At 59.0% G+C, this 26815-nt stretch carries 17 protein-coding genes and 10 pseudogenes; 12 read left to right on the top strand and 15 right to left on the bottom strand.

All coding sequences use genetic code 11. The features are described 5' to 3' along the window. The first annotated feature begins 1 nt into the window (after nucleotide 1). The 4 genes and pseudogenes from ACVIIW_RS16405 to ACVIIW_RS16390 all read left to right on the top strand — a co-directional run. A complete protein-coding gene (locus ACVIIW_RS16405; RefSeq protein ID WP_456701670.1) occupies nucleotides 2–1039 on the top strand; it encodes a pyridoxal-phosphate dependent enzyme in 1038 nt (345 codons plus the stop codon). After that, nucleotides 1027–2262, top strand: a complete 1236-nt coding sequence (locus tag ACVIIW_RS16400; RefSeq protein WP_456701669.1) for an ATP-grasp domain-containing protein — start codon at nucleotides 1027–1029, stop codon at nucleotides 2260–2262. The genes ACVIIW_RS16405 and ACVIIW_RS16400 overlap by 13 nt, the downstream gene beginning before the upstream one ends. Beyond that, nucleotides 2195–3736 (top strand): lyase family protein, encoded by a 1542-nt coding sequence (locus tag ACVIIW_RS16395; protein ID WP_456701668.1) that lies wholly within the window; start codon nucleotides 2195–2197, stop codon nucleotides 3734–3736. The genes ACVIIW_RS16400 and ACVIIW_RS16395 overlap by 68 nt, the downstream gene beginning before the upstream one ends. Nucleotides 3737–4318: 582 nt before the next feature. Continuing rightward, nucleotides 4319–4531, top strand: a pseudogene (locus ACVIIW_RS16390) (transposase); the annotation flags it as partial. A gap of 68 nt (nucleotides 4532–4599) precedes the next feature. On the opposite strand, the pseudogene ACVIIW_RS16385 reads toward ACVIIW_RS16390, so the two are convergent. From ACVIIW_RS16385 to ACVIIW_RS16365, 5 genes and pseudogenes are all read right to left on the bottom strand, one after another. Next, nucleotides 4600–4860 (bottom strand): annotated as a pseudogene (locus ACVIIW_RS16385) (IS3 family transposase); the annotation flags it as partial. Then, nucleotides 4805–5785, bottom strand: a pseudogene (locus tag ACVIIW_RS16380) (IS110 family transposase); the annotation flags it as partial. The pseudogenes ACVIIW_RS16380 and ACVIIW_RS16385, both read right to left, overlap by 56 nt. 174 nt (nucleotides 5786–5959) lie before the next feature. After that, the gene (locus ACVIIW_RS16375) at nucleotides 5960–7612 is read right to left on the bottom strand and encodes a class I adenylate-forming enzyme family protein (protein WP_456701667.1); all 1653 of its coding nucleotides are present in this window, start codon (nucleotides 7610–7612) and stop codon (nucleotides 5960–5962) included. Nucleotides 7613–7647: 35 nt separating this feature from the next. After that, nucleotides 7648–7791, bottom strand: coding sequence for a hypothetical protein (locus tag ACVIIW_RS16370; RefSeq protein ID WP_456701666.1), 144 nt, complete (start codon nucleotides 7789–7791; stop codon nucleotides 7648–7650). A gap of 747 nt (nucleotides 7792–8538) precedes the next feature. Beyond that, nucleotides 8539–9023 (bottom strand): annotated as a pseudogene (locus ACVIIW_RS16365) (IS630 family transposase); the annotation flags it as partial. Nucleotides 9024–9085: 62 nt separating this feature from the next. On the opposite strand from ACVIIW_RS16365, the gene tnpA (ACVIIW_RS16360) reads away from it, so the two are divergent. From tnpA (ACVIIW_RS16360) to tnpC (ACVIIW_RS16350), 3 genes and pseudogenes are all read left to right on the top strand, one after another. Then, entirely contained in the window at nucleotides 9086–9493 is a 408-nt protein-coding gene (gene tnpA, locus ACVIIW_RS16360; protein ID WP_456701665.1) for an IS66-like element accessory protein TnpA, read from the top strand. Nucleotides 9494–9516: 23 nt separating this feature from the next. Then, a complete protein-coding gene (gene tnpB, locus ACVIIW_RS16355; protein WP_456701664.1) occupies nucleotides 9517–9837 on the top strand; it encodes an IS66 family insertion sequence element accessory protein TnpB in 321 nt (106 codons plus the stop codon). 42 nt (nucleotides 9838–9879) lie between these two features. Beyond that, a pseudogene (gene tnpC, locus ACVIIW_RS16350) lies at nucleotides 9880–11298 on the top strand (IS66 family transposase); the annotation flags it as partial. A 4-nt stretch (nucleotides 11299–11302) separates the two neighbouring features. Here tnpC (ACVIIW_RS16350) and ACVIIW_RS16345 read toward each other — a convergent pair. Continuing rightward, nucleotides 11303–12483 (bottom strand): annotated as a pseudogene (locus ACVIIW_RS16345) (IS110 family RNA-guided transposase). A gap of 251 nt (nucleotides 12484–12734) precedes the next feature. On the opposite strand from ACVIIW_RS16345, the pseudogene ACVIIW_RS16340 reads away from it, so the two are divergent. Both ACVIIW_RS16340 and ACVIIW_RS16335 read left to right on the top strand, forming a co-directional pair. Continuing rightward, nucleotides 12735–12995, top strand: a pseudogene (locus ACVIIW_RS16340) (transposase domain-containing protein); the annotation flags it as partial. A gap of 2 nt (nucleotides 12996–12997) precedes the next feature. After that, complete coding sequence (locus ACVIIW_RS16335) at nucleotides 12998–13240, top strand: hypothetical protein (RefSeq protein WP_456701663.1); 243 nt, start codon at nucleotides 12998–13000, stop codon at nucleotides 13238–13240. A gap of 149 nt (nucleotides 13241–13389) precedes the next feature. Here the strand turns inward: ACVIIW_RS16335 and ACVIIW_RS16330 are convergent, their stop codons facing one another. The 7 genes and pseudogenes from ACVIIW_RS16330 to tnpA (ACVIIW_RS16300) all read right to left on the bottom strand — a co-directional run bounded on the left by ACVIIW_RS16330 (nucleotide 13390) and on the right by tnpA (ACVIIW_RS16300) (nucleotide 21716). Next, complete coding sequence (locus ACVIIW_RS16330) at nucleotides 13390–13725, bottom strand: helix-turn-helix domain-containing protein (RefSeq protein ID WP_456701662.1); 336 nt, start codon at nucleotides 13723–13725, stop codon at nucleotides 13390–13392. Nucleotides 13726–14079: 354 nt separating this feature from the next. Beyond that, complete coding sequence (locus ACVIIW_RS16325) at nucleotides 14080–15618, bottom strand: porin (RefSeq protein ID WP_456701661.1); 1539 nt, start codon at nucleotides 15616–15618, stop codon at nucleotides 14080–14082. Nucleotides 15619–16840: 1222 nt separating this feature from the next. Beyond that, nucleotides 16841–17583: pseudogene (gene istB / locus ACVIIW_RS16320) on the bottom strand (IS21-like element helper ATPase IstB). 229 nt (nucleotides 17584–17812) lie between these two features. Next, the gene (locus tag ACVIIW_RS16315) at nucleotides 17813–19000 is read right to left on the bottom strand and encodes an IS110 family RNA-guided transposase (RefSeq protein ID WP_456705172.1); all 1188 of its coding nucleotides are present in this window, start codon (nucleotides 18998–19000) and stop codon (nucleotides 17813–17815) included. A 316-nt stretch (nucleotides 19001–19316) separates the two neighbouring features. Continuing rightward, the gene (tnpC, locus tag ACVIIW_RS16310; RefSeq protein ID WP_456701660.1) at nucleotides 19317–20888 is read right to left on the bottom strand and encodes an IS66 family transposase; all 1572 of its coding nucleotides are present in this window, start codon (nucleotides 20886–20888) and stop codon (nucleotides 19317–19319) included. Between the two features lie 73 nt (nucleotides 20889–20961). After that, entirely contained in the window at nucleotides 20962–21309 is a 348-nt protein-coding gene (gene tnpB, locus ACVIIW_RS16305) for an IS66 family insertion sequence element accessory protein TnpB (RefSeq protein WP_456701659.1), read from the bottom strand. Next, nucleotides 21306–21716 carry an IS66-like element accessory protein TnpA gene (gene tnpA / locus ACVIIW_RS16300; RefSeq protein WP_456701658.1) on the bottom strand — a complete coding sequence of 137 codons (411 nt, stop codon included), beginning with the start codon at nucleotides 21714–21716 and terminating at the stop codon, nucleotides 21306–21308. The genes tnpB (ACVIIW_RS16305) and tnpA (ACVIIW_RS16300) overlap by 4 nt, the downstream gene beginning before the upstream one ends. 56 nt (nucleotides 21717–21772) lie before the next feature. Between tnpA (ACVIIW_RS16300) and ACVIIW_RS16295 the strand changes: the two are divergent. From ACVIIW_RS16295 to ACVIIW_RS16285, 3 genes and pseudogenes are all read left to right on the top strand, one after another. Beyond that, nucleotides 21773–21994: pseudogene (locus tag ACVIIW_RS16295) on the top strand (transposase domain-containing protein); the annotation flags it as partial. A 75-nt stretch (nucleotides 21995–22069) separates the two neighbouring features. Continuing rightward, nucleotides 22070–22208, top strand: a pseudogene (locus ACVIIW_RS16290) (transposase domain-containing protein); the annotation flags it as partial. Nucleotides 22209–22275: 67 nt separating this feature from the next. Further along, nucleotides 22276–22443 carry a hypothetical protein gene (locus tag ACVIIW_RS16285; RefSeq protein WP_456701657.1) on the top strand — a complete coding sequence of 56 codons (168 nt, stop codon included), beginning with the start codon at nucleotides 22276–22278 and terminating at the stop codon, nucleotides 22441–22443. Nucleotides 22444–23000: 557 nt separating this feature from the next. Here ACVIIW_RS16285 and ACVIIW_RS16280 read toward each other — a convergent pair. Together ACVIIW_RS16280 and ACVIIW_RS16275 are read right to left on the bottom strand one after the other, a co-directional pair. Continuing rightward, entirely contained in the window at nucleotides 23001–23861 is an 861-nt protein-coding gene (locus ACVIIW_RS16280) for a Crp/Fnr family transcriptional regulator (protein ID WP_456701656.1), read from the bottom strand. A 911-nt stretch (nucleotides 23862–24772) separates the two neighbouring features. Further along, nucleotides 24773–25564 carry an SDR family NAD(P)-dependent oxidoreductase gene (locus ACVIIW_RS16275; RefSeq protein WP_456701655.1) on the bottom strand — a complete coding sequence of 264 codons (792 nt, stop codon included), beginning with the start codon at nucleotides 25562–25564 and terminating at the stop codon, nucleotides 24773–24775. Nucleotides 25565–26815 lie beyond the last annotated feature (1251 nt).

The following is a 26815-nucleotide window of genomic DNA, read 5'->3' as shown; positions in this document are numbered from 1 at the left end:
GATGGCGCAGACGCTTTCCGACACCATCGACGCCCATGCGCCTCTGAAAATAGTTTCTCTGCGGCCTGAAAACCTGGCAGCGATCGATTTCAGGGTCATGAAGGTATTTCCTGCCTTCAACATCATTGAATCAGGCCTTCGCGATGGCTCAATCGGCCCTAACACCACGATTGTCGAAACCTCGAGCGGAACAATGGCTCTCGGTCTCGCCATCGTTTGCATGCAGTTCTCGCTCAAGTTACACATCTTCGGCGACCGCGCCATCGAGCCCCCCCTTAAACGCACGATCGAGGAGTTAGGCGCTGAAGTTCACCTCGTCGAGGCGACAGCGTCCGACGCGAACGTCCAGCAGCTCCGAAAAAAGGCGCTCCTCGACTTTATGGATCAAACCGGAGCCACCTGGTCTCGACAGTACGACAACGTCGGCAACTATCTTTCGTATGCGCGCCCAGCCAAGCAAGCCATAAGGCACTTTGGGAAGATCGACATTCTAGTCGCAACGGTAGGCTCAGGGGGGTCATCCTGTGGCCTTGCCCACTATTGTCGAGCATTCTTTCCCGAAATGAAACTCATCGGAATCGACACCTTCGGTAGCGTCTTGTTCGGGCAGCCGCCGGGCCAGCGTGATTTGCGGGGGCTCGGCAACAGTATTCTACCAGGCAACTTGTTCCACGAAGCCTTTGATGAAATCCATTGGCTCGGCGCTAACGAAGCATATCAAGCTGCGCACCGACTCCACCGCGAGACAACGCTAAGGCGTGGGCCGACGAGCGGGGCGGCCTATCTAGTGGCTAAGTGGTACGCCGAGCGCTTCACCAAAAGCAAGGTTCTCGCCGTCTTCCCCGACGACAGCAATCGCTACGAGCACAACGTTTACGATCCCGCGTGGATGTACGCCAACGGCTATCAGACCGCACTCGCCGCGACCGAGCCTGTCCTTGTCCATCATCCGCTTCATGCCGATAGCGGGTGGTGCCGTTTCAATTGGGATCGTCGCTCGTTGACCGAGGTAATGGGTGATCACCCTTGCTACAATTGAAGTATACACATATGACCAACTCAGCTGCGATCTTCATCGAGTCCAACACCACTGGCTCGGGCGGCGACTTTATTCGGCGGGCACAAGAGCTTGGGCTTGTTCCGATCTTTGTTACAGCGTCACCCGAACGGTATTCCTTTCTGAGTCGCATGTCGGGCCTCGAGCTACGCACTTGCGACACGTCCTCAGAGGCCGATGTTAGAGCTGTAATCGAAAGCGTGGCAACGAACATGCCGATTGCGCTGCTCACGTCTTCCAGCGATTTCTACCTTTATGCAGCAGCGCTGGAAGCCAGGCGGCTAGGGCTTAGTGGTCCGGATCCGAACGCAATCGCGCTTTGTCAAGATAAGGATCGCCAGGCCGCCGCCCTGCGGATGGCAGGTATCGGCGTGCCCGATAGCGCGACAGTGCGAGCGGAGTGCGATATCGGCAACGCGATCAAAACAATCGGGTTACCTGCGGTAGCCAAGCCGATCAGCGGGAGCGGCAGTATCGGGGTCACCCTCGTCGACACCGAAACAGTTGCAAGTGATGCTTTGCGCAACCTACTGCAAACGACGAATGACGTGCGTGGCCGACCTATCGAGCCTGGTGCTCTTCTTATGTCGTATGTCGCCGGCGAGGAGTATTCAGTCGAGGTTCTCGATAGCAAGATCATCGGCGTAACGCGGAAACACCTTGGACCTTTGCCGCATTTCGTTGAAATCGGACATGATATACCAGCGCCGATCTCATCCAGCTTGCGCATGAAAATCGAAAATGAGGCGCTGCACGCCATCCAAGTTCTCGGGCACGTGAAAGGACCAGCTCATGTCGAACTCCGGCTCGGCGAGGATCGTGTCACGATAATTGAGGTCAATCCACGTCTTGCTGGCGGTTCGATCCCCACCCTTTTTCGTTACACAACGGGTTTTGACCCGGTCCTCGCGGTCCTCCGTAGCCTGCTCGGATTGTCCTCGCCCGCCTTGGCCGGAGACGCACACGGCTCGATACGATTCATTGTTCCGGAGCGTGACGGCTTCTTCGACCTACCTCCGAATTGCGAGCAGCTCGTCGACCGCTTCGGAGTGACGGAGTTCGTACTGTACCAAACTCTGCCAATCCAGTTCAGGCGTCAAAACGATTTCCGCGACCGGGTCGGTCACGTCATTGCAGTTGGCGACGACCCTGCTGCTGTTGCACGGCGCGCCGAAGCCGCCGCCGCTTTCATCGTTGGCGCATGAGGAGATATTCTTGCAGAGCACAGGCCGGATCAAATCGACTCTTCATCCTGAAGCCAGCGCCATCGTTTTCGACAGTGATCTACAGCGCGCGGCGAAGGACGAGCTACCCTTCTACGCCGATATCGATCGCGCCCAGGCCATCATGCTTGAGCGAGTAGGATTGATTGACCGCGTTCTCGCCGTAAACGTGCTGAGCGAGCTTGACAAACTCCAAGATGAATCCTTTCAGAGCATTGCAAGTCGCGCCGCCCCCCGTGGCTCCTATCTCGCTTATGAGGATCATCTCCGTTCAGTAATTGGCAACGAAGCCAGCAATCTACATCTTGGCCGGAGCCGAAACGATATCAACGCGACCCTGTTGAAACTAAAGCTGAGAACGCCGTATCAGGCACTGTCAGACGAACTACTAAGGCTATTGCGACTGCTGTCCAGTCTGGCTCGCAAACACCTTGAGACCGTCTTCCCGCTGCACACCCACCGTCAACCAGCATTGCCATCCAGTTTGGCGCACCATCTGACTGCCTTCGCCAGCGCGCTCGCGCGCGATCTAGATGCGCTTCTGGCCGTGCATCCAATTCTCAACCTTTCATGCCTCGGGGCGGGCGCCGGCGGCGGCACAACCTTGCCCATCCTCCCGGAGTTGACGGCCAGGCTGCTTGGCTTCTCGAGCCCGCCGCTTAACTCGATTGACAGCGTGGCCTCTCGGGACCTGGTTCTTCGTGTCCTGGCTGCTTGTGCGATTCTAGGATCATCTCTAGGCCGCATCGCCGAGACGTTGCTGCTGTGGGTCGGCAATCATGGATTGGCCACTCTACCTGACGAACTAGTCGGATCTAGCTCCGCGATGCCTCATAAGCGCAACCCTTTCCTTCTCGAGCAAGCCCAAGGAAAAGCAGGCGCGATCCTTGGAAGTTTCGTGGCCGCAATCACCGCGATGCATAGCACGCCGTTCACGAACTGTGTGGCGGTCGGAACGGAAGCTACGCGCAATGTCTGGCCTGGGCTCGACCATTCCATTGGGGCGGCGCGCCTCATCCGCCTGTGTCTCTCGGGCTTGATTATCGCGGAAGACACAGCATCCGCAATGCTCCAAGCGTCGTTCGTGAATGCCATGGAGACGGCGACGCGCCTCACGCTCGGTGGCGATCTGGATTTCCGCTCCGCTCACAATCAGATCGGCCAGGTAGTTACCAAACTTATTGAACGAGGCTCACCAAATCTGTTTGGGATTATACAAGATGGTGGGGTGCTCAATCCCGAACTCTGGCCAGCTCCGGCTGCCATCATGCGAGAGGCTCGGAACGGCGGAGGGCCCGCTCCGGAGGCGGTTAAAGAGGCGCTTGATGCGCTCGATATGGCCGTCGACCAACGATCCGCAGTTTTGCGCGATCTCGATGCTGGTTGGAGCCGTGCTCGAGGAGAACTCCGCTCCGCCATAGCTAATCTCGGACGGACCAACACGCCGACCGGATGATGGAGAAGGAAGTCGATCGATACACCAACCATGGAGAGCTTCTTCTCGTCGCTCAAGGCCGAACGAACGGAGAGCAAAAGTTACAAGAGCAGAGACGAGGCGGTGCATTGTGCCTTACGTTGCCGCAATGGTTCATGCTGCACCAGATGATGCCGTGATCGGCCATCAAACGCTGGAACTGCTCGCTCGTGTACTGGGCGGATTCAAACGGTCGTCGAAACATTCGGAGGTTGGCAGTTGCGATGAACGTTGCAAGGCACCGATCGGCGCGGTCAGAACGAGCCCCATTGCCATCGTCAGCACGGCCGTCTGTTGCAGGACGCAATGAACAGAATAAATTTTGACGGGCGATTGCCGCGGGGCTTAGCAGGGAAGATGCTGCGTTCGGAGCTGCGGGCAAAATGACAACTACGGATTCGCGCTCTCGGCGGCGCAACTGGGCGAGTCGCAGAGGCGGCCAGCTACTAACTCGAGCTCTCGGCTCATCGGGCATCAGCCCGCCCCTGGCCCGATGGTCGCACCATACGCCACGATGTAGAAAACCGCAGCGGAACGTAGGGACCGAGAAATCTCATACTGGTTACCAACCCGATCGAGCGCCTCAACGGCGAGATCAAACGGCGCACCGAGGTGGTCGGCATCTTCCCCAATGAAGACGCCATCGTCCGCCTCATCGGAGCGATCCTGCTTGAGCAGAACGATGAATGGGCCGCCCAGCGTGCCCGTTACATGACGCTGGAAACCATCGCACCAATGAGCGATGATCCAACCGTCAGCCTTCCGGCTATCGCCAGCTGGTCTGCCCGGCCCTGGCCGGCGAACGCGGTGACCCGGCGCAAGCTACACCACGCCACCGGTCATGATCCCCGCCGCCAGACTGTCAACAGAAGTGCGTCTGTGACGAGCTGTGTCGTCATGGAGGCGCTCATCGGTCAGCCACTACGGCGTGAGAACAAATCAAACACCGCTGCGACATATAGCCAGCCCTCGGCGGTCCAGAGATTGATAAAGTCGGCTATCCACTTCTAGTTTGGCCGCTCGGCAGCGAACTGCCGGTCCAACAGGTTCGCGGCTTGGGGATCTCCTTGTCGGCGAGGACAGCACCTTCTCGCCGGAGATCTTCTTGCGGGGTGCTAGCCAGGAAGTGAAGTTTTTAGTGCTTGGGCATGCCCTTAGATCCGTACGCACTCGCCGATGAGCTTCAATGAGAGTGAGCGACCGGCCCAAGGATCTCAGTCAAATCGAGGCCGAGCACGCATTACAGTGCGGTCCTCACCTGGGCGGGTTGACCCGCGTGGTCTTACGCACGGCTTGGCTAACTTTCCCACAGATCTTGCCCCTTGCTGTTCAATGCACTGATCAGGACTTCGAGCTTGCGATCACAGTCGAGCATCTTTGCCAGATAAAAGTCGTAGATCTCCAGTGACGCGTCAACGCGAAGACGTGTTCGTGATGTCATTGCGTACGATTGCTGCGCGGATCGTCTCGATCGATGGATGGAATCGCACGTCCGATAGGCTGCCAAGACGTCGGGATTGCGTTCGCCTGCAACGACGGCTCGGATAATCCGCATGCCGGTCGCGCCGGTGATATCCGACACAACATGATGGAGCTGCCGGTTCATCTCCATCAGGGCCTTCTGCATACACGAGCCGCTCGCGCTAGCCTAGATAGGCTCTCAAGGCCGCGATCTCGACATCAGGTCGGAAGCCGTAACAGGCCATAGAAATGAAGCTGACGTAGCCATGCGGCGTTGCTGACATCCGTTTTGCGCCGAGGTACATTCTTGGCGTACCGCGCGTTGACCAGAATGACCTCAGACCCGCGCTGCTCCAGGATCTCGTAGATAGACCGCGGTGGATTCTATCCGACAATGGTCACGCCGCATGCCTTGAACCAGTCCGCAATTTCATGCAGGTCTTGCCTGAATGTGCCGAATGCACGCACTGGCGTGTCGGTGCAGGCCAAGTTCACGGCGGCCAAGTGCATCAGTATCTTTGATCCGATATCGATAGCGACCGCGTATGGACGCTCCACAGCGACACTCATAGCATTGACACTACTCGAATAAGTCTAATTCGGGAACGTGGCAGCTTTCAAGTCTCGCTTCAAAGCGCGCCGCTGCCCATTTCCCGCGGATTATCGCCGATAGAGTACTTTAGTCCCTTAAGCCGCCAACGCGTCGTAAACAAGTAAGTAGCACGTTGCGGAGAGAAGTTGCCCTTACAGCCATCGCTTTTCGTTAGCGTCGTAAGCTCCCTTAAAAGGATCGGTCTCCGCGATCAAATGGCGTTTGAGAACCTTGTTGCTGGAGGTGGTCCTAGGCAGCGTTGATACGAACCCAATGTACCGCGGCACCTTGAACACGGCAAGATGGGTACGAGCATGCTTGAGAATGCGGTCGACAAGCAGATCGTTGGGCGCAATACCCTTCTGTAGCTCGACGTAAATCTTCACCTCCTCACCACGTTTCACATCGCGAACTGGCACTGCTGCAACGTCGGCAATCTCAGGAATCTCCCGGATGACAGCCTCCACCTCTCGCGCAGCGATATTCTCACTCGAACGACGGATCATATCTTTCGTGCGGCCCACCAGCCAATGGAACCCGAGTTCGTCGCAGCGCATCAGATCGCCCGTCTTGAACCATTCGCCTTCAAATGAAGCAGCATTTGCGTCCGGCTTTTCCCAGTATCCGTCAAAAAGTCCGCGCCCGCTCACCCACAGCTCACCGACCTCCCCTAACGGCGTTGGGCTACCATCCTCACTAATCAGTTTCAGTGACCGGAACGGCGCAGAAATACCGATAGACCCCGATTCGGCCAGTTCGTCAAAGTCATTCGCCATTCGCGTACCGAAGCCGATTTCAGTCATTCCATAGGCTTCCTGTGTGCGCACTCCGAACCGCTTCCGAAACTGTCGTACCGTGGCAGGTCCCCAGCCCCAATTCAGTATCTGCTTTAGGCACGTCACCCCTTCTTCGTTGATGGCCTCGGCGTGACGTGCAATCAACTCAGGAAATTGGCACCACTCGATGCGGTGGTGCTTGAGCCACCCGATGAAGCGAGACGAGCTGATCTGCGGAGCCAGGTAGTGAGTGCCACCATGTCGATAGGACTGTAGAAGATGCCATGGTCCATCCACATAAAAGAATGGCTGGGCAGAGAGAAATCGGTCATACGACTGCTCGTCCCAATTTGCGGCTTGGTATGAGAACACCCCCCAGTAATCGTGGGTCAACATACAGCCCTTCGGAAACCCCGTGGTCCCGGAGGTATACTGAATGTTTAACAGGTCATCGGGCCGGATATCCGCCTGCAACAAGCTTTTTGGCGCACCTTTGAGCAATTTTTCGAGGGTAGTTGGGCCTCCACTGATAGGCTGCCCTACTACGATTGCTTGTTCGATCGCGAGATCTTTCGGCCACGCCTTCATCGCCGCGCAGTTTGACCATGCAGATTCATCGACCACGACAAACTTCGCCCGTGCATCGCTCAGAACATATTCAATCTCTCTTGGCGTATAGCGCATGTTGATCGGGACCATCACCGCCCCGAGCTTCGCAATTGCGAACCAGAGGATCGGGAACTCGATGCGATTGGGCAGCATCACTCCGATGCGCTCGCCCTTGCGTACACCAAATGCACGCAACGAATGTGCATATTGGTTAGATATTTCGTCCATCTCACCGTAGGTCGCGCGTTGGTTGAGGTGAAAAACGTCAAGAGCGATGATTGAGCCATGTGTTCTTGCCCTCCTTGAAATTAGCTGACCAATAGTGGTCGTCTCGTATGCAGCTTCCAGCTTCTCGATCCTGCGCATCACATCCGTGACGCGCTTTTGCAGCTCGGGTGGGCTTACTCTTGGGGAAGTCATGTGCCTGTACTTCATAGGGAGGTATACGAACCAGATCATCCGTTTGGCAGCTTGCTGGAAATTTTGATCAGACTTCTATAGTCGCTGCCTTCGCGCGGATATCCGAGGCTGGTCACCGCTTCAGCATACGCCTGAGCCAGATGACTACTGGTTACCGGCACCTTAAGTTCAGCCAGCAAATCCACACTCCTCACCTCTTCGCTGCCGCGAGAACGCTCGATTGCGCCTCTCTTTACACTGCAAATGCTGGATCCGATCCAAGAACAAAGGGTAACACTGCTCGTCGCGTCTTTTATGAACCAACTTCGATAAGCCACTTACCTTGTCGACCAGGATGGCGACACTACCAGTTCCGGTGGCAACTAGTATTGGCTATTAAGATAGGTAGGCTCTCAAGTTCTGAAAGTGATGTGGAGATGCATGCTCGTGCGCTTTGTGTTCGCCTCGACTCCATCCGCCGTGGCGCGCCTCTAAACGTGTGAGGGTGATAGTAGGAGATCGCATCTTCACTAACAGGTTTGCTCCAAACATCTCTCCGGTTCTCCGCAGGAGTCCTCACGCAGGGTGACCCTGTGCTGTCGGAGCAGCTAAGCATTCCCCTACATGACCCGAGACTCTCCTCAGATCGACTTGCTTGTGCCGAACAAAGAGCCCGCCTAGTACCGAGGATTCGGCATCGGTCACAGCCAAGATGCCCCACGATGTCCCACCGTTGCTCGAGGCCTGCGGCTTGGTCGATTGTTTCCACGAAACCAACAAAGGCTGCCTACCTTGATCCGTGGATTGCCAGCGCGGTCAACAGTCCTCTAACTTCGTTTGCCTAGGCATCATCGCAGATCGCGGTGCCATTCAAGCCGTGATCATCAAACATGGTCCAACGGTAGATAGAAGGCAAATCACAAAGCTCAAGCTAGAGCAGATTCCGATCAAGTTGAACTGTATCCTGCGGCCGTGAAGTAGTTGGCGCATTCGGTAGGGGTAAATGCTCTCTGTAGGCATCGGCGATTGCGGCTTCGAGGGTATCGACGGTCCTGGCTGCGGCTTTGCGCAGGCTCGATTTGAATTTGGCAAAGGCGTTCTCTATCGGATTGAAATCGGGCGAATAGGGCGGCAGCAGCAGAAGGCTGGCACCGCGGATCTCGATTGCAGCCCGGACGGCAGCACCTTTATGTGCCGGCAGGTTGTCCATCACGACGACGTCGTCGGGATTGAGGGTAGGTGCCAACACCTGTTCGACATAGGCGAGGAAAGCGACGGCGTTCATTGGTCCGTCGAGCGTCATAGGCGCAGTCAGGGCGGTGCAGCGTAAGGCGGCGGTAAAGGTCGTGGTCAGCCAATGACCATGCGGGACCGCGGCGCGGCAACGTTGGCCGCGTTTTGAGCGGCCGTAAAGCCGGGCCATTTTGGTCGAGGGTAAGCCTCCGACGAGAGACGCCTTGCGGCGGGCTGGCCTGATGGTTGAGAACTGTACGTATGGACAGCCATACGATCAGTACGCTGAATCGACTTGAAGTGGTCGATACAGGCCGGCGGCGGCGTTGGTCTGAGGAGGAGAAGGCGCGGATTGTTTTGGAGAGCCTATCCGAGCCTCGCCTGGTAGCGGCGACAGCGCGGCGATACGGCTTGTCGCGTTCTCTATTGGTGACTTGGCGAAGAGCCTTCGCGAAGAACCGGACCAAATCCGAGGCTGGCTTTGTCAGGGCAGTTGTGGCCGAGGGTGGGCCCGTGGCGTCGGTGGCGGCCTCGTCGGAGAGCGCGACAGCACATTCAACAGAGCGTCGGATTGAGATCGAGCTGGCTGGCGGACGGCGCGTCATTGTCGATACGGGTGTCGACGTTGAGGCGCTTCGCCGGATCATCGAGGCTCTGGATCCGCGATGATTCCGGTTCCTACAGGAGTTCGGGTGTGGTTGGCGACGGGCCACACCGACATGCGCAAAGGCTTCGCCTCATTGTCGTTGCAGGTGCAAGAGGTGTTGCGCCGCGATCCCCTCAGCGGTCATTTGTTCTGCTTCCGCGGGCGCCGAGGCGATTTGTTGAAGGTGATCTGGCATGACGGCCAGGGAGCATGCCTGTTTACGAAGAAACTCGAGAGAGGTCGTTTTGTCTGGCCGTCGCTGGCCGATGGCATGGTGTCGATATCGCAGGCGCAGATGAGCTATCTATTGTCCGGCATCGACTGGCGCAATCCCCAAGAGTCCTGGCGTCCGACGAGCGTGGGCTGAGAGTTTGTTTGAGTTTGGCAGCGAATGTGATTCCATCTGGTTATGGACTCCAGCGCCGACGAGCTGCCGCCTAATCTTGCCGCCGCGCATGCAATGATCCTGGCTGAGCGCGCAGCCAGGCTTGCGGCGGAGGCCAAGCTTGCTGAAGCGGCCAATGCCCAGGCGAAGCAATCGAGTACCGAAGCTCTGATCGCCCACCTCAAGCTCGAGATCGAGAAGCTGCGGCGGACGCTTTATGGCACGCGCTCGGAACGGGCGGCACGATTGCTCGATCAGCTGGAGCTTGAGCTTGAGGAGCTCGAGGCGGCCGCAACTGAGGATGAACTTGCCGCCGAGAAGGCGGCGGGGAAGACGCAGACGGTGCGTTCGTTTGAGCCCAAGCGGCCTCTGCGCCAGCCCTTTCCCGATGACATCGAGCGAGAACGCGTGGTCCTGCCGGCCCCGACGCAATGTCCCTGCTGCGGATCGGCCCGGCTATCGAAGCTCGGCGAAAGAGTGACCTCGACGCTGGAGGAGATCCCACGCCGGTTCAAGGTGATCGATACGGTGCGGGAGAAGTTTAGTTGCCGGGACTGCGAGGCGATCACGCAGCCGCCGGCGCCGTTCCATGCCACGCCGCGGGGCTATATCGGACTCCAGCTCCTGGCGACGATCCTGTTCGACAAATTTGGTCTGCATCAGCCGCTGAACCGACAGAGCCAGCGCTTCAAATGCGAGGGGATCGACCTGTCGGTCTCGACGCTGGCGGACCAGGTGGGCGCCGGAGCCTTTGCGGTCAGGCCGATCTTTGAACTGATCGAAGCCTATGTGCTCTCCGCCGACAGGCTCCATGGTGATGACACCAAGATCCCAATCCTGGCGAAAGGGAAAGCAGATACCGGCCGGATTTGGACCTATGTCCGCGACGATCGGCCATTTGGCGGGCGAGATCCGCCGGCGGCGTTGTTTTACGCCTCACGCGATCGGCGCGGCGAGCATCCCGCGCGGCACCTTCGAAACTTCGCTGGGATCCTGCAGGCCGACGCCTACAGCGGGTTCAACGCTCTGTTCGATCCCGGACGCAAGGCGTCGCCGGCCACGCCCGCCTTCTGCTGGGCACACGGTCGGAGGGCGTTCTTCGAACTGGCCGATATCGCCCAGAACGCGCGCCGCGGACGATCGGCGACGGCGATCTCGCCCGTTGCGCTGGAAGCGGTTCGTCGGATTGACCAGCTGTTCGAGATCGAGCGCGACATCTATAGGCTGAGCGCTGAGGAGCGGCTGCAGATCCGCCGGGAAAGAAGCGTGCCACTGTTGACCGACCTTGAGTCTTGGCTGCGGGCGGAATCTGCCCGGCTCTCGCGTTCGTCCAACGTGATTAAGCCGATCAACTATCTGCTCAATCGTTGGGAAGGCTTTGCCCGCCTTGTCCACGACGGAAGGATCTGCATGACCACCGATGGTGTTGAGAAGCCCTATCGTCAGTTCAAGGCCACTTTTTTGGCTTCTCCTTCCAGGCCGCCACCATCCGCTCGTACGCCTGCTCGACGCGTGCGACATAGCCAGCTTCCCGCTCACGCAGTTCCTTGATCCAGTAGTCCCGACCCGGGCCAGCCTTGCCATAGGCACGAGGCGCTCCAGCCTTGAGTGCCACCTTCCGGAGTTTCATCGCTGTGAACGCCGGTCGTGCGTAAGCATAATCTTTCCCGGTCCTCAGGACGTGCCAGATCATCACTGCGAGCTTACGTGCCGTGGCGACGGCCGCGACTCCAGCCCCATGCTTCTTTTGCATGCGATTGAAGAAGGCCCGCAGCGGCCCGGGCGCCGTCTTGGCCGACCAGGCCGCTTCAACCAGCATCTTGCGGGCGTCACGATTGCCCTGTTTCGAGATACGACCATGCCTTGGCGGATGCTCTCCCGATTGCCGAACTCGAGGGGTCAAACCGAAGTAGCTGCTGAGCTTATCCGGTGATTGGAAGCGTGCGATGTCGCCGATGGAGGCCAGTACACTCGATGCGACGACCGAACTCACGCCGGGGATCGTCATCAGCTTGAGAGCCCGTGGATCGTCCAAAGCCTGTTGGGCCACGACTTTGTCGATTTCCGATAGTTGCTTCGTCACGCGTTCGAGTTCCGTGATAAGACGCTGGAGCATCGCACGCTTCTCCGATGGAAGAGGCAGACTGTCCAGCCAATGCTGTCCGTGCTTGCCGAAGAGATAGCCTTTGTAGGGCGGGATGAGGTTGGCATGCAGGATAGCCTTCATTCGTCCTTTAATCCGGATGATCTGCGCCAAGACGCCAGCGCGCTCGGCCATCTGCGCCGGCGGCTGTAGGTGTCCTCGTCAGCCACCCAGACCTCCGGCAAGAAGCCAGCAGCATGCAACTTTGCCAGGGTCCCAGCATCGACCTTGTCCGTTTTGACTCGCGCATAGGCGATCGCCCGAACGAGCCTCGGATTGGCGACCGCGACGCGCTTAACGTGCGGGCGCAGAATACGTTCGACCGCCGCGCTGTTGCCCGTTACCTCGATGACCACCTCATCCTCGAGGCTGAGTGTCTTGGCAAAGGCGACAAGCCGATCGTGGACGAGATCAACGCGGAGCTGTCGGATTATTGTTCCGTCCTCCAGGATCGCCACTTCGGCGAAGGATCGGTGGATGTCCATGCCGACGATTTGCATGCTTGCTTCTCCTTTGTCTCAGGAGCCAGTGGCTTGCACGACATCTACGGATCCGCGCTCGCAGCGCAGCCGGGCAAGTCGTAGGGGCGGCCAAGTAACAAAGCGAGCTCACAGCTCATGGTCATGGCGGCCTGCCACCGTTTCGTGCTCCAGCGCCCCTATCCCGGCTTGGACAGACTAATCCGGACGACCGGTCCTCTCCACCGGGTTTGAGCGTTGAAAACATCATGCCCTTTAACAATGCTGCGGAGCGAGCGTTGCGCGGTTTTGCTCTGGGAAGAAAGGCATGGTTGTTCGCCGGTTCTGATCGTGGCGCGGAGCGAGCTGCCGTGATGGCCACGCTTATCATGACGGCGCGTCTCAACAACATCGACCCGAAAGCCTGGCTTGCCGACGTCTTCGCGCGCATCGCCGATATCCCGCAGAACCGCCTGCATGAGTTGTTGCCCTGGAACTGGACGCCTCCCGCTCTGACACCCTCCACCGAGGCGGCGTAGCCATGCACGTCAACAAGGTTTATGCCGTCTTCACCATCAGTCGCGTCGCCAAGGACCTTGGAGAAGACGAGGAGTGGCTCTGGGACGTGGCCAACGGAATGGACACAGAGGATGGCGTCATCTGGGTTTACGGCATAGGTGACGACCAGGTAATGGCGTTCACCGACTTCGGCATCGAGAACCTGACCGAGCTCATCATGATGCACAAGGAAGACCCTGAACTCCTCAAGCGCTTGAATCGGTGAGCTTCTGTCCGCGGCCTAGCTCGGATGGATACGGTCGAGGCGCCGGTCTCGTCGATGAAGACCAGCTTGTCAGGATCGAGCTGCGGCGCGAGTTCGCGCCAGGCCTGGCGCGCCGCCGCAACATCGGGCCTATCCTGTTCTTTTGAAGGTTATGCCGTGACGGTCAAGGAAGCGCCAAATCGAACTCGGCGCAAACGAGGCTCCAAACTCCGATTTGAGCATCTCGGAATCTCAACCAGAGTCATATCGGGCTTGGCTTCGATCGCACTCATGATCGCATTATGGTACTCTTCGATGCGCTGCGAGCGCTGGTCGCCGCCCTGTCGTTTGGCTTTTGTCGCCCCGTTCTCGCGCCATTCTCGGACAAACCGCACCGCACTCGCAACCGAGATGCCGAACCGGTCTGCCGCCGCGCGGCGCGACATCCCGCCCTCAACCGCCCGAACTGTCCGGATCCGCAAATCCTCCGACAAAGGTTTGGCCATGTGTGCCGGCCTCCTTGTCCAGCACACAGGGTGAATCAGAATTTGACCCCCATGGGAATCCCTCCCGATTCAAGTCGGTCAGATTTTGCTCTACTAAAGCGTCAGATGTATGGACGTGCAGAAATCGATCTGCTCGAGGCGAGTGTAATGGGCGCCGCTTCAACAACTTCACCAAAAATGAGCGAGAGTCCCAAATTGTTCCCATATTGCCTCACCCGGAATGTTACCGCTCACCTTTCGCCGATGACTCTGGACTAAAAAGACCCCCGGCGGGCATGCCGGAGGCCTTCTTGGAGGTAAAACTAGATAGTTAGAGCTGTTCCCTCTTCTCCTTCCGCTAGTTGGATAGAAAGCTCACCAGTTACGATGAACGCGCAACATCATCTGAAGGCTTTGCTGGTCCTTCAGTTCGTACACCCCGCTCGGCTTGGCCACCCCCGACTGCAACGGCAAGGTTACCGTGCTTCCGCTCGCGTACTTCTGATCGAGCATCGCGTAAACAACCTCGGTCGAAAAGGTCAGGTTTTTGACGGGCGTCCACCGCGTGGCCACACCAACCACGGCATAGTTGAAGTCCGGGTTACAGCCAGCCACGCCACTCGACAGTGCAAGAGTCGCGACGAACGCGCCACAGATGTAGCCCTTCGCCGTGTTGTTGTACCGTACAGCACCCCACCCGCCGAAAATTGACGAGTTCCAATACGGATTCCAGTTGTGGGTATAGCCGCCGTTAAAGCCGTAGCTCGTGGTCAGCTGCTGGCTCGCGCCTGTAACGAAGACCGAGTCCGAGAGGCCAGCAATGCCGACGCTCTGGTAAGCACCAGTTAGCCCCGTACCGCTGTACATCGCGAAGGTATACGGACCATACGGTTGGAAATTGTAACCGGTTGCGCCGTTTGTATACACTCCTTGGATGTTGATCGTGTCACCCGCACCGGTCGGGATATTCTTTATCGACAATGCAAGCTGGCCAGCCCAGCCCCACTTGTCGCTTGGATGGCCCGTTGTCTCATCGGCACCGTAATAGCCAGTGTGATTATCATGAGCGGCCACTGACGCTTGGAAAAGACCCCATGCCTGGTCCACGCGCAGCATGGCGACGAGATCGGGAGACCGCGAACCACCGATGTCGCCGGCACCATAGGAACCAGCCGCAAGGCCGGTGGCCGTCGCTCCGCTCACGTTCCAGATATTTGTAGTATTTCGAACGACCTGATCCTCAGCCGAGAAGCTGGCTGTGATGCCTTGGCCAAAGTCCGCCGTATAGGCAAACTGATTGACAGCCTCCCACCCGCCGCCGCCAGGCAAGCCGTCGAAGCCGTTTGCAGGATAGTTCGTCCAAGGTGAAGAAAATTGCGACTGCGCTCGACCAAAGGTGAAGCCTGCGAATTGGATGAACGCGTAGTACACAGAGAGCGAACCACCGGAGATCGAACCGCTACCACTTCCTGCCGGGTTGCTTCCGTTATAGGCCGTTGAGCCATTGTTAGCTGTTGTGCCAGCACCGCTATAGCCACCGGCCGTCCAGGTGAATGCGAGCTCAGCGTACGTACGAAGGAGACCATACTCCGTCGCGGTACGAGTATCGATGCCGAGGTCAGCTCGGGATTGACTTGTGTAGTAGTTGCTCAGACGATTGTGCGCCCCAGCGACGCCGCTGGTCGCGGCTCCCCAGATGCCGTTTGAGCCCAGGACCGTTGTGGCACGTACGTAGCCACCGAGCTTGATACAAGTGTCACTGCCTGGAATGTAGTAGAACCCAGCACCATACAGAGAACAGATCTTCACGTATTCGATCGCCTTGGCCTTGATGGGAAGGTCGGCAGCCTGCGCTCCGCCTAGAGCGATCAGACCTGCCGCCGAACCTAGAAAGAGGCTCTTCGCCATCTTCATAAAAAACCTCCAGTTGTTTAACTCCAGACGAGCTAGTCTCGCTTAGGAGATTAGCCGCCTCCGCCCCCAATCATTCTCGACCTACAGGGCGTTCCTCGAACATCACTGGTGACTACTTGAACCAGCGACGTCGCGGCGCGGACCATTCCGCCGCTCGCGTTATTAAGTTGACAGATTGCGTTAGCAAACGGCGTGGAAATTTTGTACGAAACGAACGAACGCATGCGCACTCCAGGACAGCGTGTCCTAAGCGCTGCACAAGCGTACGATTAGTACCGTTACGACAAGTAAGCGTACGCTTCGTGTATCTTCGACTATCGAGCGAAACAAATTGCGCATCGTGCTTAGGCGCGGTGTCCAATGGTCGCGTCTATTGACGCGCATGCGGATGCGAAGGTTGCAAGATCGCCAAGAGCGACTCTTGCCCTAGGAGCGTATCGCTCCGGCGAGGCGAGGACCGCCTTGCGCCGTTTGATGGAGAGTGAAGACATCGGCGTATGAGTGACATGCCAATGCCGAAGGTCTCCTGTCTTGAAGTCGTCTCGACGGGCGCGCGCCGTTGGACATCGGAAGACAGCGGGTCTTGCCCAGAGTTATAGCGGGCCACCTCTAGTGTCGGTGACACACGACGTAACGGACTATCGACGAGCCAATTGTTCACTTGGCGCCGGTTGGCGCGCGCAGGCAAGTGCCGCGCAAGTACTTGTTCCGGTTGAGATCACGCCTGCGGCCTGCGGCGGCTCCCATCTCGAGTAGCGCGCCAGAATCGGTATCTTCACCGCCTGCACAACGTGCGGGGGCCGGCATTATCGACATCGAGCTTGGCGGCGCCGCGGCGCCTGTCGCATGCGTGTTTGACCGGAACGTGGACACGGAGGCGCTTCGCCGGGTTCTTGAGCTTCTGAGACGGCGACGATCCCTATTGCGAGCGGCGTCAGCGTCTAGATCGCGACCGGCTGCGCATTCCAGGGATGGTGATCAGGTGTTCCATGCGATGGTGATCACGGATTCCAGTGATCGTGATCAGGACGGAGGCGAACACGGCTGACGGATTTATGTGTGCTGGAAATGTCCTCCTCGTCAAGGCTGGCGGGTTGGTTCGAAGATCGTTCCGGCGGTCCATGGGAGGGCCCCGTGCGCGGCGCGGAGTGCCCCCACGAGCGACGTAGCGACGCGCGCGGGAGGGGCCTGTGGGCCGGCGGGGCGATCGTGCGCGAGGTGCTCACGGTTTTTTCTTTTCGCCAGCCTGACGCCGTAGACTGTCGCCTTTGAGCTCGAGGCGGTGCGCATTGTGAATGATGCGGTCCAATATCGCATCGCCAAGGGTGGGATCGGCAATGACGTCATGCCATTGCGACACGGGGACCTGACTTGTGATCACAAGGACCCCTTGTCGTAGCGATCATCGACGATCTCGAGCAGATCGCGGCGCTGGTCGGCGGTGAGCGGTTCGGGTCCCCAGTCGTCAAGGATGAGGAGATTGACGCGTTCCAGAGCGGCGATCAGGCGCGCCAGATGGCCTTCGCCGCGCGCCTGGGCGAGATCGGCGAACAGGCGGGATGTTCGCTTGTAGAGGACGGAGAAGCCGTCGCGGCAGGCCTTGTTGCCGAGCGCGCAGGCAAGCCAGGACTTGCCGGTGCCGGTTGGGCCGACGATGACCAGGTGATTGGCCTCACGGATCCATTGGCTGGTGGCGAGGTTCTGGAAGAGCGAACGGTCGAGGCCGCGAGCGGTGCGATAGTCGACGTTCTCGATGGCGGCAGCTTGACGGAGTTTGGCACTGCTCAAGCGGCGCGTGAGGCGGCGGTTGTCGCGGGCGGTGACCTCGCGATCGACGAGGAGGCCGAGCCAATCGGCGTGCGGCATCTCGGCCGCCTCGGGATTGTTCTGCAGTTCGACGAGGGTATCGGCCATGGCGGCGAGACCGAGGGCGCGCAAGCGATCGACAGTGGGGTGAATGAGCACGATGATCTCTCCTGATCAATTGTAGTAACTGCGGCCGCGGATGTTGGCGTGGAAGAGGATGGATGGGCGCCTCCTCGGTGGGAGGCGCGGTTCTGTCGGTGCCGTTCTTGAGGATGGCGGCGACCGATTTGTACGAACGGGCGTTGAGCAGGAGGGCCCGGGCGCAGGCGGCATCGACGCGTTCCTGGCCCTAGCGCTTGACCACCGATGGTGTTGAGAAGCCCTATCGTCAGTTCAAGGCCACTTTTTTTGGCTTCTCCTTCCAGGCCGCCACCATCCGCTCGTACGCCTGCTCGACGCGTGCGACATAGCCAGCTTCCCGCTCACGCAGTTCCTTGATCCAGTAGTCCCGACCCGGGCCAGCCTTGCCATAGGCACGAGGCGCTCCAGCCTTGAGTGCCACCTTCCGGAGTTTCATCGCTGTGAACGCCGGTCGTGCGTAAGCATAATCTTTCCCGGTCCTCAGGACGTGCCAGATCATCACTGCGAGCTTACGTGCCGTGGCGACGGCCGCGACTCCAGCCCCATGCTTCTTTTGCATGCGATTGAAGAAGGCCCGCAGCGGCCCGGGCGCCGTCTTGGCCGACCAGGCCGCTTCAACCAGCATCTTGCGGGCGTCACGATTGCCCTGTTTCGAGATACGACCATGCCTTGGCGGATGCTCTCCCGATTGCCGAACTCGAGGGGTCAAACCGAAGTAGCTGCTGAGCTTATCCGGTGATTGGAAGCGTGCGATGTCGCCGATGGAGGCCAGTACACTCGATGCGGCGACCGAACTCACGCCGGGGATCGTCATCAGCTTGAGAGCCCGTGGATCGTCCAAAGCCTGTTGGGCCACGACTTTGTCGATTTCCGATAGTTGCTTCGTCACGCGTTCGAGTTCCGTGATAAGACGCTGGAGCATCGCACGCTCCTCCGATGGAAGAGGCAGACTGTCCAGCCAATGCTGTCCGTGCTTGCCGAAGAGATAGCCTTTGTAGGGCGGGATGAGGTTGGCATGCAGGATAGCTTTCATGCGTCCTTTAATCCGGATGATCTGCGCCAAGACGCCAGCGCGCTCGGCCATCTGGCGCCGGCGGCTGTAGGTGTCCTCGTCAGCCACCCAGACCTCCGGCAAGAAGCCAGCAGCATGCAACTTTGCCAGGGTCCCAGCATCGACCTTGTCCGTTTTGACTCGCGCATAGGCGATCGCCCGAACGAGCCTCGGATTGGCGACCGCGACGCGCTTAACGTGCGGGCGCAGAATACGTTCGACCGCCGCGCTGTTGCCCGTTACCTCGATGACCACCTCATCCTCGAGGCTGAGTGTCTTGGCAAAGGCGACAAGCCGATCGTGGACGAGATCAACGCGGAGCTGTCGGATTATTGTTCCGTCCTCCAGGATCGCCACTTCGGCGAAGGATCGGTGGATGTCCATGCCGACGATTTGCATGCTTGCTTCTCCTTTGTCTCAGGAGCCAGTGGCTTGCACGACATCTACGGATCCGCGCTCGCAGCGCAGCCGGGCAAGTCGTAGGGGCGGCCAAGTAACAAAGCGAGCTCACAGCTCATGGTCATGGCGGCCTGCCACCGTTTCGTGCTCCAGCGCCCCTATCCCGGCTTGGACAGACTAATCCGGACGACCGGTCCTCTCCACCGGGTTTGAGCGCTGAAAACATCATGCCCTTTAACAATTGTACGCATCCGGCTAAGGCCCCGGCTAGGACCGTTCTTGGATGGAAGGCTGATGGTGCTTAAGCGGCGTGGGCGACGCTTTGAGGCTGCCAGTTCCAAGGCAGCAGTGCATTGATGTACTTGGCAGGGTGATCTGGTAAGCGCGCCAGCACGTCGGCAAGCCAAGCCTGCGGGTCGATATCATTGAGCTTGGCGGTGGCGATAAGGCTGTAGATGGCAGCCGCACGCCGGCCGCCCTCATCGGAGCCGGCGAAGGTCCAATTCTTTCGTCCCACGGCGACCGCCCGCAGTTCGCGTTCGGCGGCGTTGTTGGACATGCACAGGCGGCCATCATCGAGGAAGCGGGTAAATGCATCCCAGCGGCTGAGACAGTAATTGATCGCCTTGGTCGTGTCGTTGCTCCTGGAGAGCTTGACGCGCTGCTCGCGCATCCACGACTCCAGCTCGACGATCAGAGGGCGGCTACGCTCCTGGCGCACACGCAAACGCTCCTGCGGCGCAAGACCCTTGATCTCGCGTTCAATGGCGAACAGAACATCAATGCGCTTGACCGCCTCGGCCGCGATCGGCGCCTTGGTAAGCCGCGCGAGGTCAAAGAACTTGCGCCTGCCGTGCGCCCAGCACGCGGCCTCGATAATCGGGCCGCCCTTGCGATTGGTCTCGTAGAGCCTGCCAAAGCCGGCGTAGGCGTCAGCCTGCATCAGTCCGGCATAGCCCGCCAGATGCTGCTCCGGATGTGCACCGCCACGATCGGGCGAGTAGAAGAACACGGCCGCCGGCGGATCTGGGCCGGCAAACGGACGGTCGTCGCGAACGTAGGTCCATAGCCGGCCGGTCCGGGTCTTGCCCTTGGCCAGGACCGGCACCGTGGTGTCATCCGCATGGATGCGCTCGGCTGCGAAGACGTGGCTCCGGATCGCATCGACCAGAGGCATCAGGGTTGCCGCGGAGGCACCTACCCAGTCCGCGAGCGTCGATAAGTCAAGGTCGATGCCTTCACGCTTGTAGACGTCGCTCTGACGATGAAGCGGTAGGTGCAGGCCGTACTTGGCGAACAGGACATGGGCCAGCAGCTTTGGCCCTGCACGCCCGCGCGCAATCGGATGCGAAGGAGCCGGCGGCTGGGTGATCGCTTCGCAGGCCCGGCAGACGAGCTTCTCGCGCACGTGCTGGATCACCTTCCACTGTCGCGGAACGAGCTCCAGCGTCTCGGTCACGTCCTCGCCAATCTTGCGCAATCGGCTGTCGCCGCAGCATGGGCAGGTGGTCGGCACGGGATAGACAATGCGCTCCCGCGGCAAATGCTCCGGCAGCGGCCGGCGGGCTGGCTTGCGGCGCTCGAACGATGGCACCGCAATCTTCTCGGCTGCCATCTGCGCCGCGGTCTCAGCTTGAGCCGCGTTCTCCTCCAGGTCGGCGAGTTGTAGCTCGAGCTGGTCCAGCAATGCGCCTCGCTCGGAGGACTGTCCGAACTGCTCGTGCCGCAGCTTCTTGATCGTGAGCTTGAGCTTCTCGATCAGCAATGTTCCCGCCTGGGCTTCGGCTTGCGCGGCCAACCGGGCCGCTCGCTCGGCGCGCAGCATCGCCTGCAGCGTGGTCACATCGTCGGGAAGAGAATCATCGGCACTCATCGACGACCAGAGAATCACAAGACGCGATCTCTGTCCGAACCGCTGATCCTGTCACCGATTCAAATCCCAGCGATCAACCAGCCGCCTGTGGTCGCCAGGTCTGTTGCGGCATCCGCCAGTCGATGCCCTCCAGCAGGTAGCCAAGCTGGGCTGGGGTGATTGTCACCACGCCATCAGCCGACGACGGCCACAGGAAGCGGCCGCGCTCCAGCCGCTTGGCGTAGAGCGACATGCCCAGTCCATCGTGCCAAAGGATCTTGATTAGCTTGCCGCTCCTGCCACGGAACACATAGAGGTCGCCGCCGTGCGGGTCTCGCTTGAAGGCTTCCTGCACCAGCAAGCCCAGCGAGTTCATGCCGCGGCGCATATCGGTGTGGCCGGTCGCAATCCACACCCGCACGCTCGACGCAATCGGGATCACCGCGGCCGTCCATCTGCCAGTGCCGCCACGGCGGCCTTCAGCGTCGCCGCGTCGACCGCGCCCGTGATCCGCATCCGAGCCCCGGCCGCAAACTCGATCTCGATCGACCCGCCGCTGCTGGCCGGCGCGACTGGACAGGGCGTCGGTCCTGCTTCCGCGACCACCATCGCAGGTACGAAGCCAGGTGGATCGGCGGCATCCTTCGGCTCAGGCCGAAACGAGCGTCGCCATCGCAGCAGCAATGAGCGCGAAACGCCATACCGCCGCGCTGTTGCCGCGACCTGACGCGGCGACTGTAAGCTCTCAAGGACGATCTTGAGCTTCTCATCCTCGGACCAGCGCCGTCGCCGGCCCGTGTCCACCACCTCAAGCCGTTCGACTTGGGCACTGCGCCTATCACTGTCCATAAGGACAGTACTCAACAACACGCCTCATTCGGCAAGGCGGCCTTCACCGGACGGATACTAACAATTGTGCCGAGCGCGCATTGAGAGGCATCGCCTTGGGAAGGCGCAACTGGACCTTCGCCGGCATCACGACCTGTCGCCTCAACGACGTCGATCCCAAGGCCTGGCTTGCCGACGTCCCCGCCCGTATCGCCGATCTTCCCGCTTCGCGTCTGCACGAACTGCTGCCCTGGGGATGGAAGCTCCTGCGCCAGGCCGCCGGTCAGCAGGCCGCCTGACCTTCACGCAACGCCATCATAGAGCCCGCCGCGCCCGCGCGCATGCGTCAATCAGGCGGTCTTCGTCGTATGCGTACGGCAAAGATAAGCGGCATCGATCCGCAGGCGTGGCTTGCGGACGTCCTTGTCCGGATGGCCACCCTTGCGGCTCATCGGCTGGACTAAGTTCTGGAATTGGACGCCAGCGTCAGCGATCTCCGCTCGAGCGGCATGACCGCCCACGTAGATAAAGCCACACACCACCATCACAAGGTCGCGAGAGACCTCGGCGAAGACGAAGATTGGGTGCGAGACGTAGGTTACGAATCGAGGAGGGAGCCGTCTGGGTCTTTGGCGTCGGCGAAGACGGCGTTCAGGCGATCACTGACTTCGGCATCGAACGCCTCATCGAGCTCACCCAAGTCTACAAAGACAATCCGAAGTTGCTCAAACGCTGGTCGACCGAATAATCTGCTCAGCCCGCGGCCGACGCCTGATGCTTACCTTGGCCGATAGGGAGGCCGCTCCGAAAGGGGTACAGTAGAATGCAGTAGCAACGCACTTCTTAACAAAAGTGAGGAGGGGAACGACAAATCGGACGCTGACGTGCTCAATGCCCGAATTAACGCTTTCTTAAAGTAACTATAGCTGCCCCCGCCGGGGGAAGTGGTGCCGCTTTTTCCAATCTCTTCAGCGCGAAGTGCAATGGCTACCCGCCGAAAGATCCGACAATGGGACGCTGCGCGTCGCTAGACGGACTAGTCCAAAGCGGGGGTACAGGACCTCGGAGTGGGTTCCCCGGGTGCGTTTCGGTGCGACCCGCGCCGTTCGATGACGATGCCACTATCAGCGTGCGTGTCTCGTACAACCCTTCGCTGCGGCCGTCATCACGGACCCTGCTTGTCCAATTCTCCGAACCTCACTCCAGATGATGATGCTTACCCGAGCCGTGGTGTGCGTCTACTCTAGTGCCGTCACCCTCGCCCGGCCGCGCCTCGCCTGGTCCGTAGAACAGCCGACACTAAAGTTAGCTGAAGTAAAAGTCGACGCTACCGTGCGCGACATCGATGACTGAATCAACGGTTTCGGTCGCGAAATAAGCGCTTGCAATGAGCTTGTAACAACTGCAAGCCTTCTGCTCAAGGCAGCGTCGATCCCGAACTTGCAATACGCCACGCGTTTTTTGTATCAATCCTTGCTGTTCGAAGCGGATCAGTGTTTCCGTCACGCCGGGCCGGCGTAATCCCAACATCGAAGAGAGATAGTCATGTGTAATTGGCAGCACATCAGAATCGAGCGCGTCGCGCGCCAAGCAAAGCCAGCAAGCAAGGCGCTTCTCCCGATCATGCCGAACACCGCACAATCCGCTCTGAGCGCAATGCAAGTTTAGCACTTGGGCATGCCGTGCGATATGCGCTCGGACTTCGGCGCATTTGGACAGGACGCGTCGCAAATCCTCGACAAGAATTCTGTGGGCACTCCCAGGAACAAGTACAACAGATTGACGCGTGACAAGATGTCCTCCGGCCAATAGCGAAGCGCCCACCGCACCCTGATATCCGATCACCGCTGTTTCCAGCACGCTTTCCGCCGCCACGATCCTAAGCGAGACGAGACCAGACTCTATGAAATAGACGTGTTCAAGCTGCTTCTTAGGTTCTTGCAGCACCATGCGGTCTTTTAGAACGACTGGCTCAAGGTACTTCCCTATTGCCGCGAGCTCTTGGAGAGAAATCCTCGCAAGTATTCCATTTTTTACAAAAGTCCGCGTGCCGGAACGCGCCGCCTCGGGGCGTTGAAGTATTCGTGTTATATGCGATGACTGATTTACCCGTGTCGCTTCGGAGCTATCTCGCCCTCCGACAGCGGAAAGAAGATGATCGTTCATACTGCGATCCATCTATTTAGTGGGTTAAATTTTTGCTGGTCAACCCTTTGCCAAACCACAATTGGAAATCTAGCAGGCGATCGCATGAAATTCGTGCAATCAGTCGCCGAGTGGCGATCAATTTCTGCGATAAGCTTGGCTGAAATGACGTATTTCAGCGCACGATGTCTTTCCGCATATCTGAGTTGTAGGTTTGCTGCCTCCGGCCAACTCGGTGGCCGGCAGCCCGCACGTGTTCGAGCGATACGCGACTTCAAGATCGAAAGCCCAGTCAACTCTGCGCACCAGCTCTGAATTTGCCGTCTATAACTGAGCAGCGCGAAGTCCTCGGGGCACATGCCTGCACGTCAAGTCGGGGAGAGAAACCAGGTGGCTCCATCTGAAAGCGCTGTAAGTGCCTCTCCTCGGTACGTCGCACAAACATAACCGTCATAGGCGTGCATGCTAAGAGCTCTGCCAGAGCGGACGAGCAGGAGTCAGGTCGCGACTTAGCAAAAGCTACAACGACGGAGAAAGCCTTTGGCGGCCGGCAATCGTCGCCCTGCTTCGGAGGACAACGGGCCTTTACTGAATGCAACGCGTGGCCGAGAGACAGCAGCATCGCTCGATGCTGGAAAATAGACAGCAGTTGCACCACTCTCCGGGAGGACACTCCTTGTCAACCGGCGCTTCAAATATCTTCGAGCAATTGGACATGCAGGCGCGAGGGAAGGGCGCCGCCTACGGCGGCCAGCTTGCGTGAAGCTCCGCATGAGATCCTGACGGAACGCTGTCTCTGATTTTAGGCGCTTTCATGTTGAAGCGTACCTTCGCCGGAAATTGGCGATACTTCCTGATCTCGTCACACCGTTTCAACATTGCAAATGGTCTAACCATTTTCGCAAAACGGTACCCCGAAGAAGTGGAATGCACTAGCGTCCTTTCATGGGCAAAGTTCCAAGATGGCTGCCAGCATCAACGAGCAAGAACTCGCCGGTGATGTGGGAGGCGCTCACGAGAAAGAACAGCGCGGCTTCGGCCATCTGCTCGGGCGTGCCAGCTTGGCGCAAGGGCGTGGTTTGCTCCATCACCTCTTTCATCTTTTCGTACTCGGGCTCGCCCAGCCCCTCCAAAAGCCAGCGCGTCTGCATGAAGCCGGGGCATATTGTGTTCACCCTGACCGCCGGACCAAACCAACGCGCCAACGACAACGTGAGCGTGTTTAGTGCTCCCTTGGAGGCGACGTAAGGAAGCGAACTGCCCAAGCCCGTCGCGCCGGCATTCGAAGAAACGTTGACGATCGAAGCGCGTTCGCGACTCTCCTCCCACTGCCTCTTCATCGTCGGCCACACCGCACGACTCATCATGTAGGGACCGGTGACATTGACCCGCAGAATACGGTCGAAGTCCTCGACCGTGACCCCCTCGAGGTCACCCTCCCTTTGGAACTTGGTCGTAGCGGCATTGTTGATCAGGCCGTCGATGCGCCCCCACTTCTTCAAAGTCTCGGCGACTAACTTCCGACAATCGGCATCCTGTCCCATGTCGGCCTGCACCATGATGGCATCGACGCCCCGCGCCTTGACCTTGGCGAAGGTCTCTGCGGCCTCCTTCTTGCTCCTACTGTAGTTGATCGCAACGTTCCAGCCCTGGCTTGCTAGATCGACCGCACACGCTGCACCAAGCCCCGTAGCCGATCCGGTCACGATTGCCACCTTGGCCATGCTCTCCTCCTCTTTCAACGCAGATAGAGTCAGCGGCACGCGCTCCGCAGACTGTGCCGAATGCCACTGCTCGACCTTGTCGCGAAGTCGACGGCCAGAGTCATTGAAGACTGCACGTGCGGGTACCACCTCGGCGCTCCCGCTCACGTTTAATATGATTCGATCGTGAAGATTTCTCTTGGTCGCAAGTCGCCGCTTGGCCAGCGCGGTTAACGAGAAGAGATTGCGGTTGGTGTTGCATGGCGAACTCCTGGCAGAGGTGCTAATCAAAAACAAGTTTCAGATTTGGATCAATCACTAAGGCTGGTAGTTGAGACCCAGGGGCGCTTACTTTCGTATCCCGTAGCCAGCTTGTCAAAGAACTCAGCAGCTTTCGCGAACGAGGCTTTGCCGGATTGGCATTAATCGTGCTTCGGTCCCGTAGTCCAACCGGCATTTATGAGGCTCAGAGACGGCCAGGCACGTTCTGCGAAATGCTCGTCTTATCTGAATTACCTGACAATCCGCCTCTACTCCTTAACGAAGATCGCCTGCCACATAGAACGTCAACTTAACGACGAGGCTTACGGCACGTACAGCGCGGTGTAGTTTGCGGAGGGATTGAAATGAAAAATCCCGATTGTCCAAGTACCCATGATATGCGATCTGCTCGACGATGCCGGGAAAGCCCTCGCAGCGTGATCGTGCCTGATCTTCTTACCGGTGAGGAGCGCGAAGAAGTGCTCGACCTGGTTGAGCCATGACGAACTGGTCGGGGTCAGGTGCACGTGCCAGCGCGGTCTTTTGGCCACGCATCTCACGATCATTGGGTCTTCGTGGCTTAATTGTCATGACGAGATGGGCCTCGCGTTCGCGCGGCAGGGCAGCCTCGAAGTCTCAAGGAACTTGCTGAACTCCGCGGTGGGCGGCGACTTACCGATAACCGGCCGGATCGCCGTCGAGGGCGGCGAACAGCGATGTGGTGCCGTGTCTTTTATAATCGTGGCTCCTTCGGGCGACCTGGCCGAGACGCATCGGCAACATCGGTTGACTGCAGTCCAGCGGTTGTATTTGAGACTTTTCCTCAACACACATCGGTGGCGAGTGCCGGCAACGACACGTAATAACGCCGCGCACTTTGGCCACAAAGTTCGGATCGGTCGAGAGCTTTGGTGTCTGCAGCCGGGGGCGGCGTGAGCCCAAGGCCGGCGAGATACGTTGCACCGTCGATGCTGACAAGCCGCTGGCTTTTGCAATACCGCGAGAACTCTA

Source organism: Bradyrhizobium sp. USDA 4449, from assembly GCF_054056275.1.
Note: the sequence above shows the minus strand (reverse complement) of the source record. Positions and strands in the feature narration are given on the sequence as shown.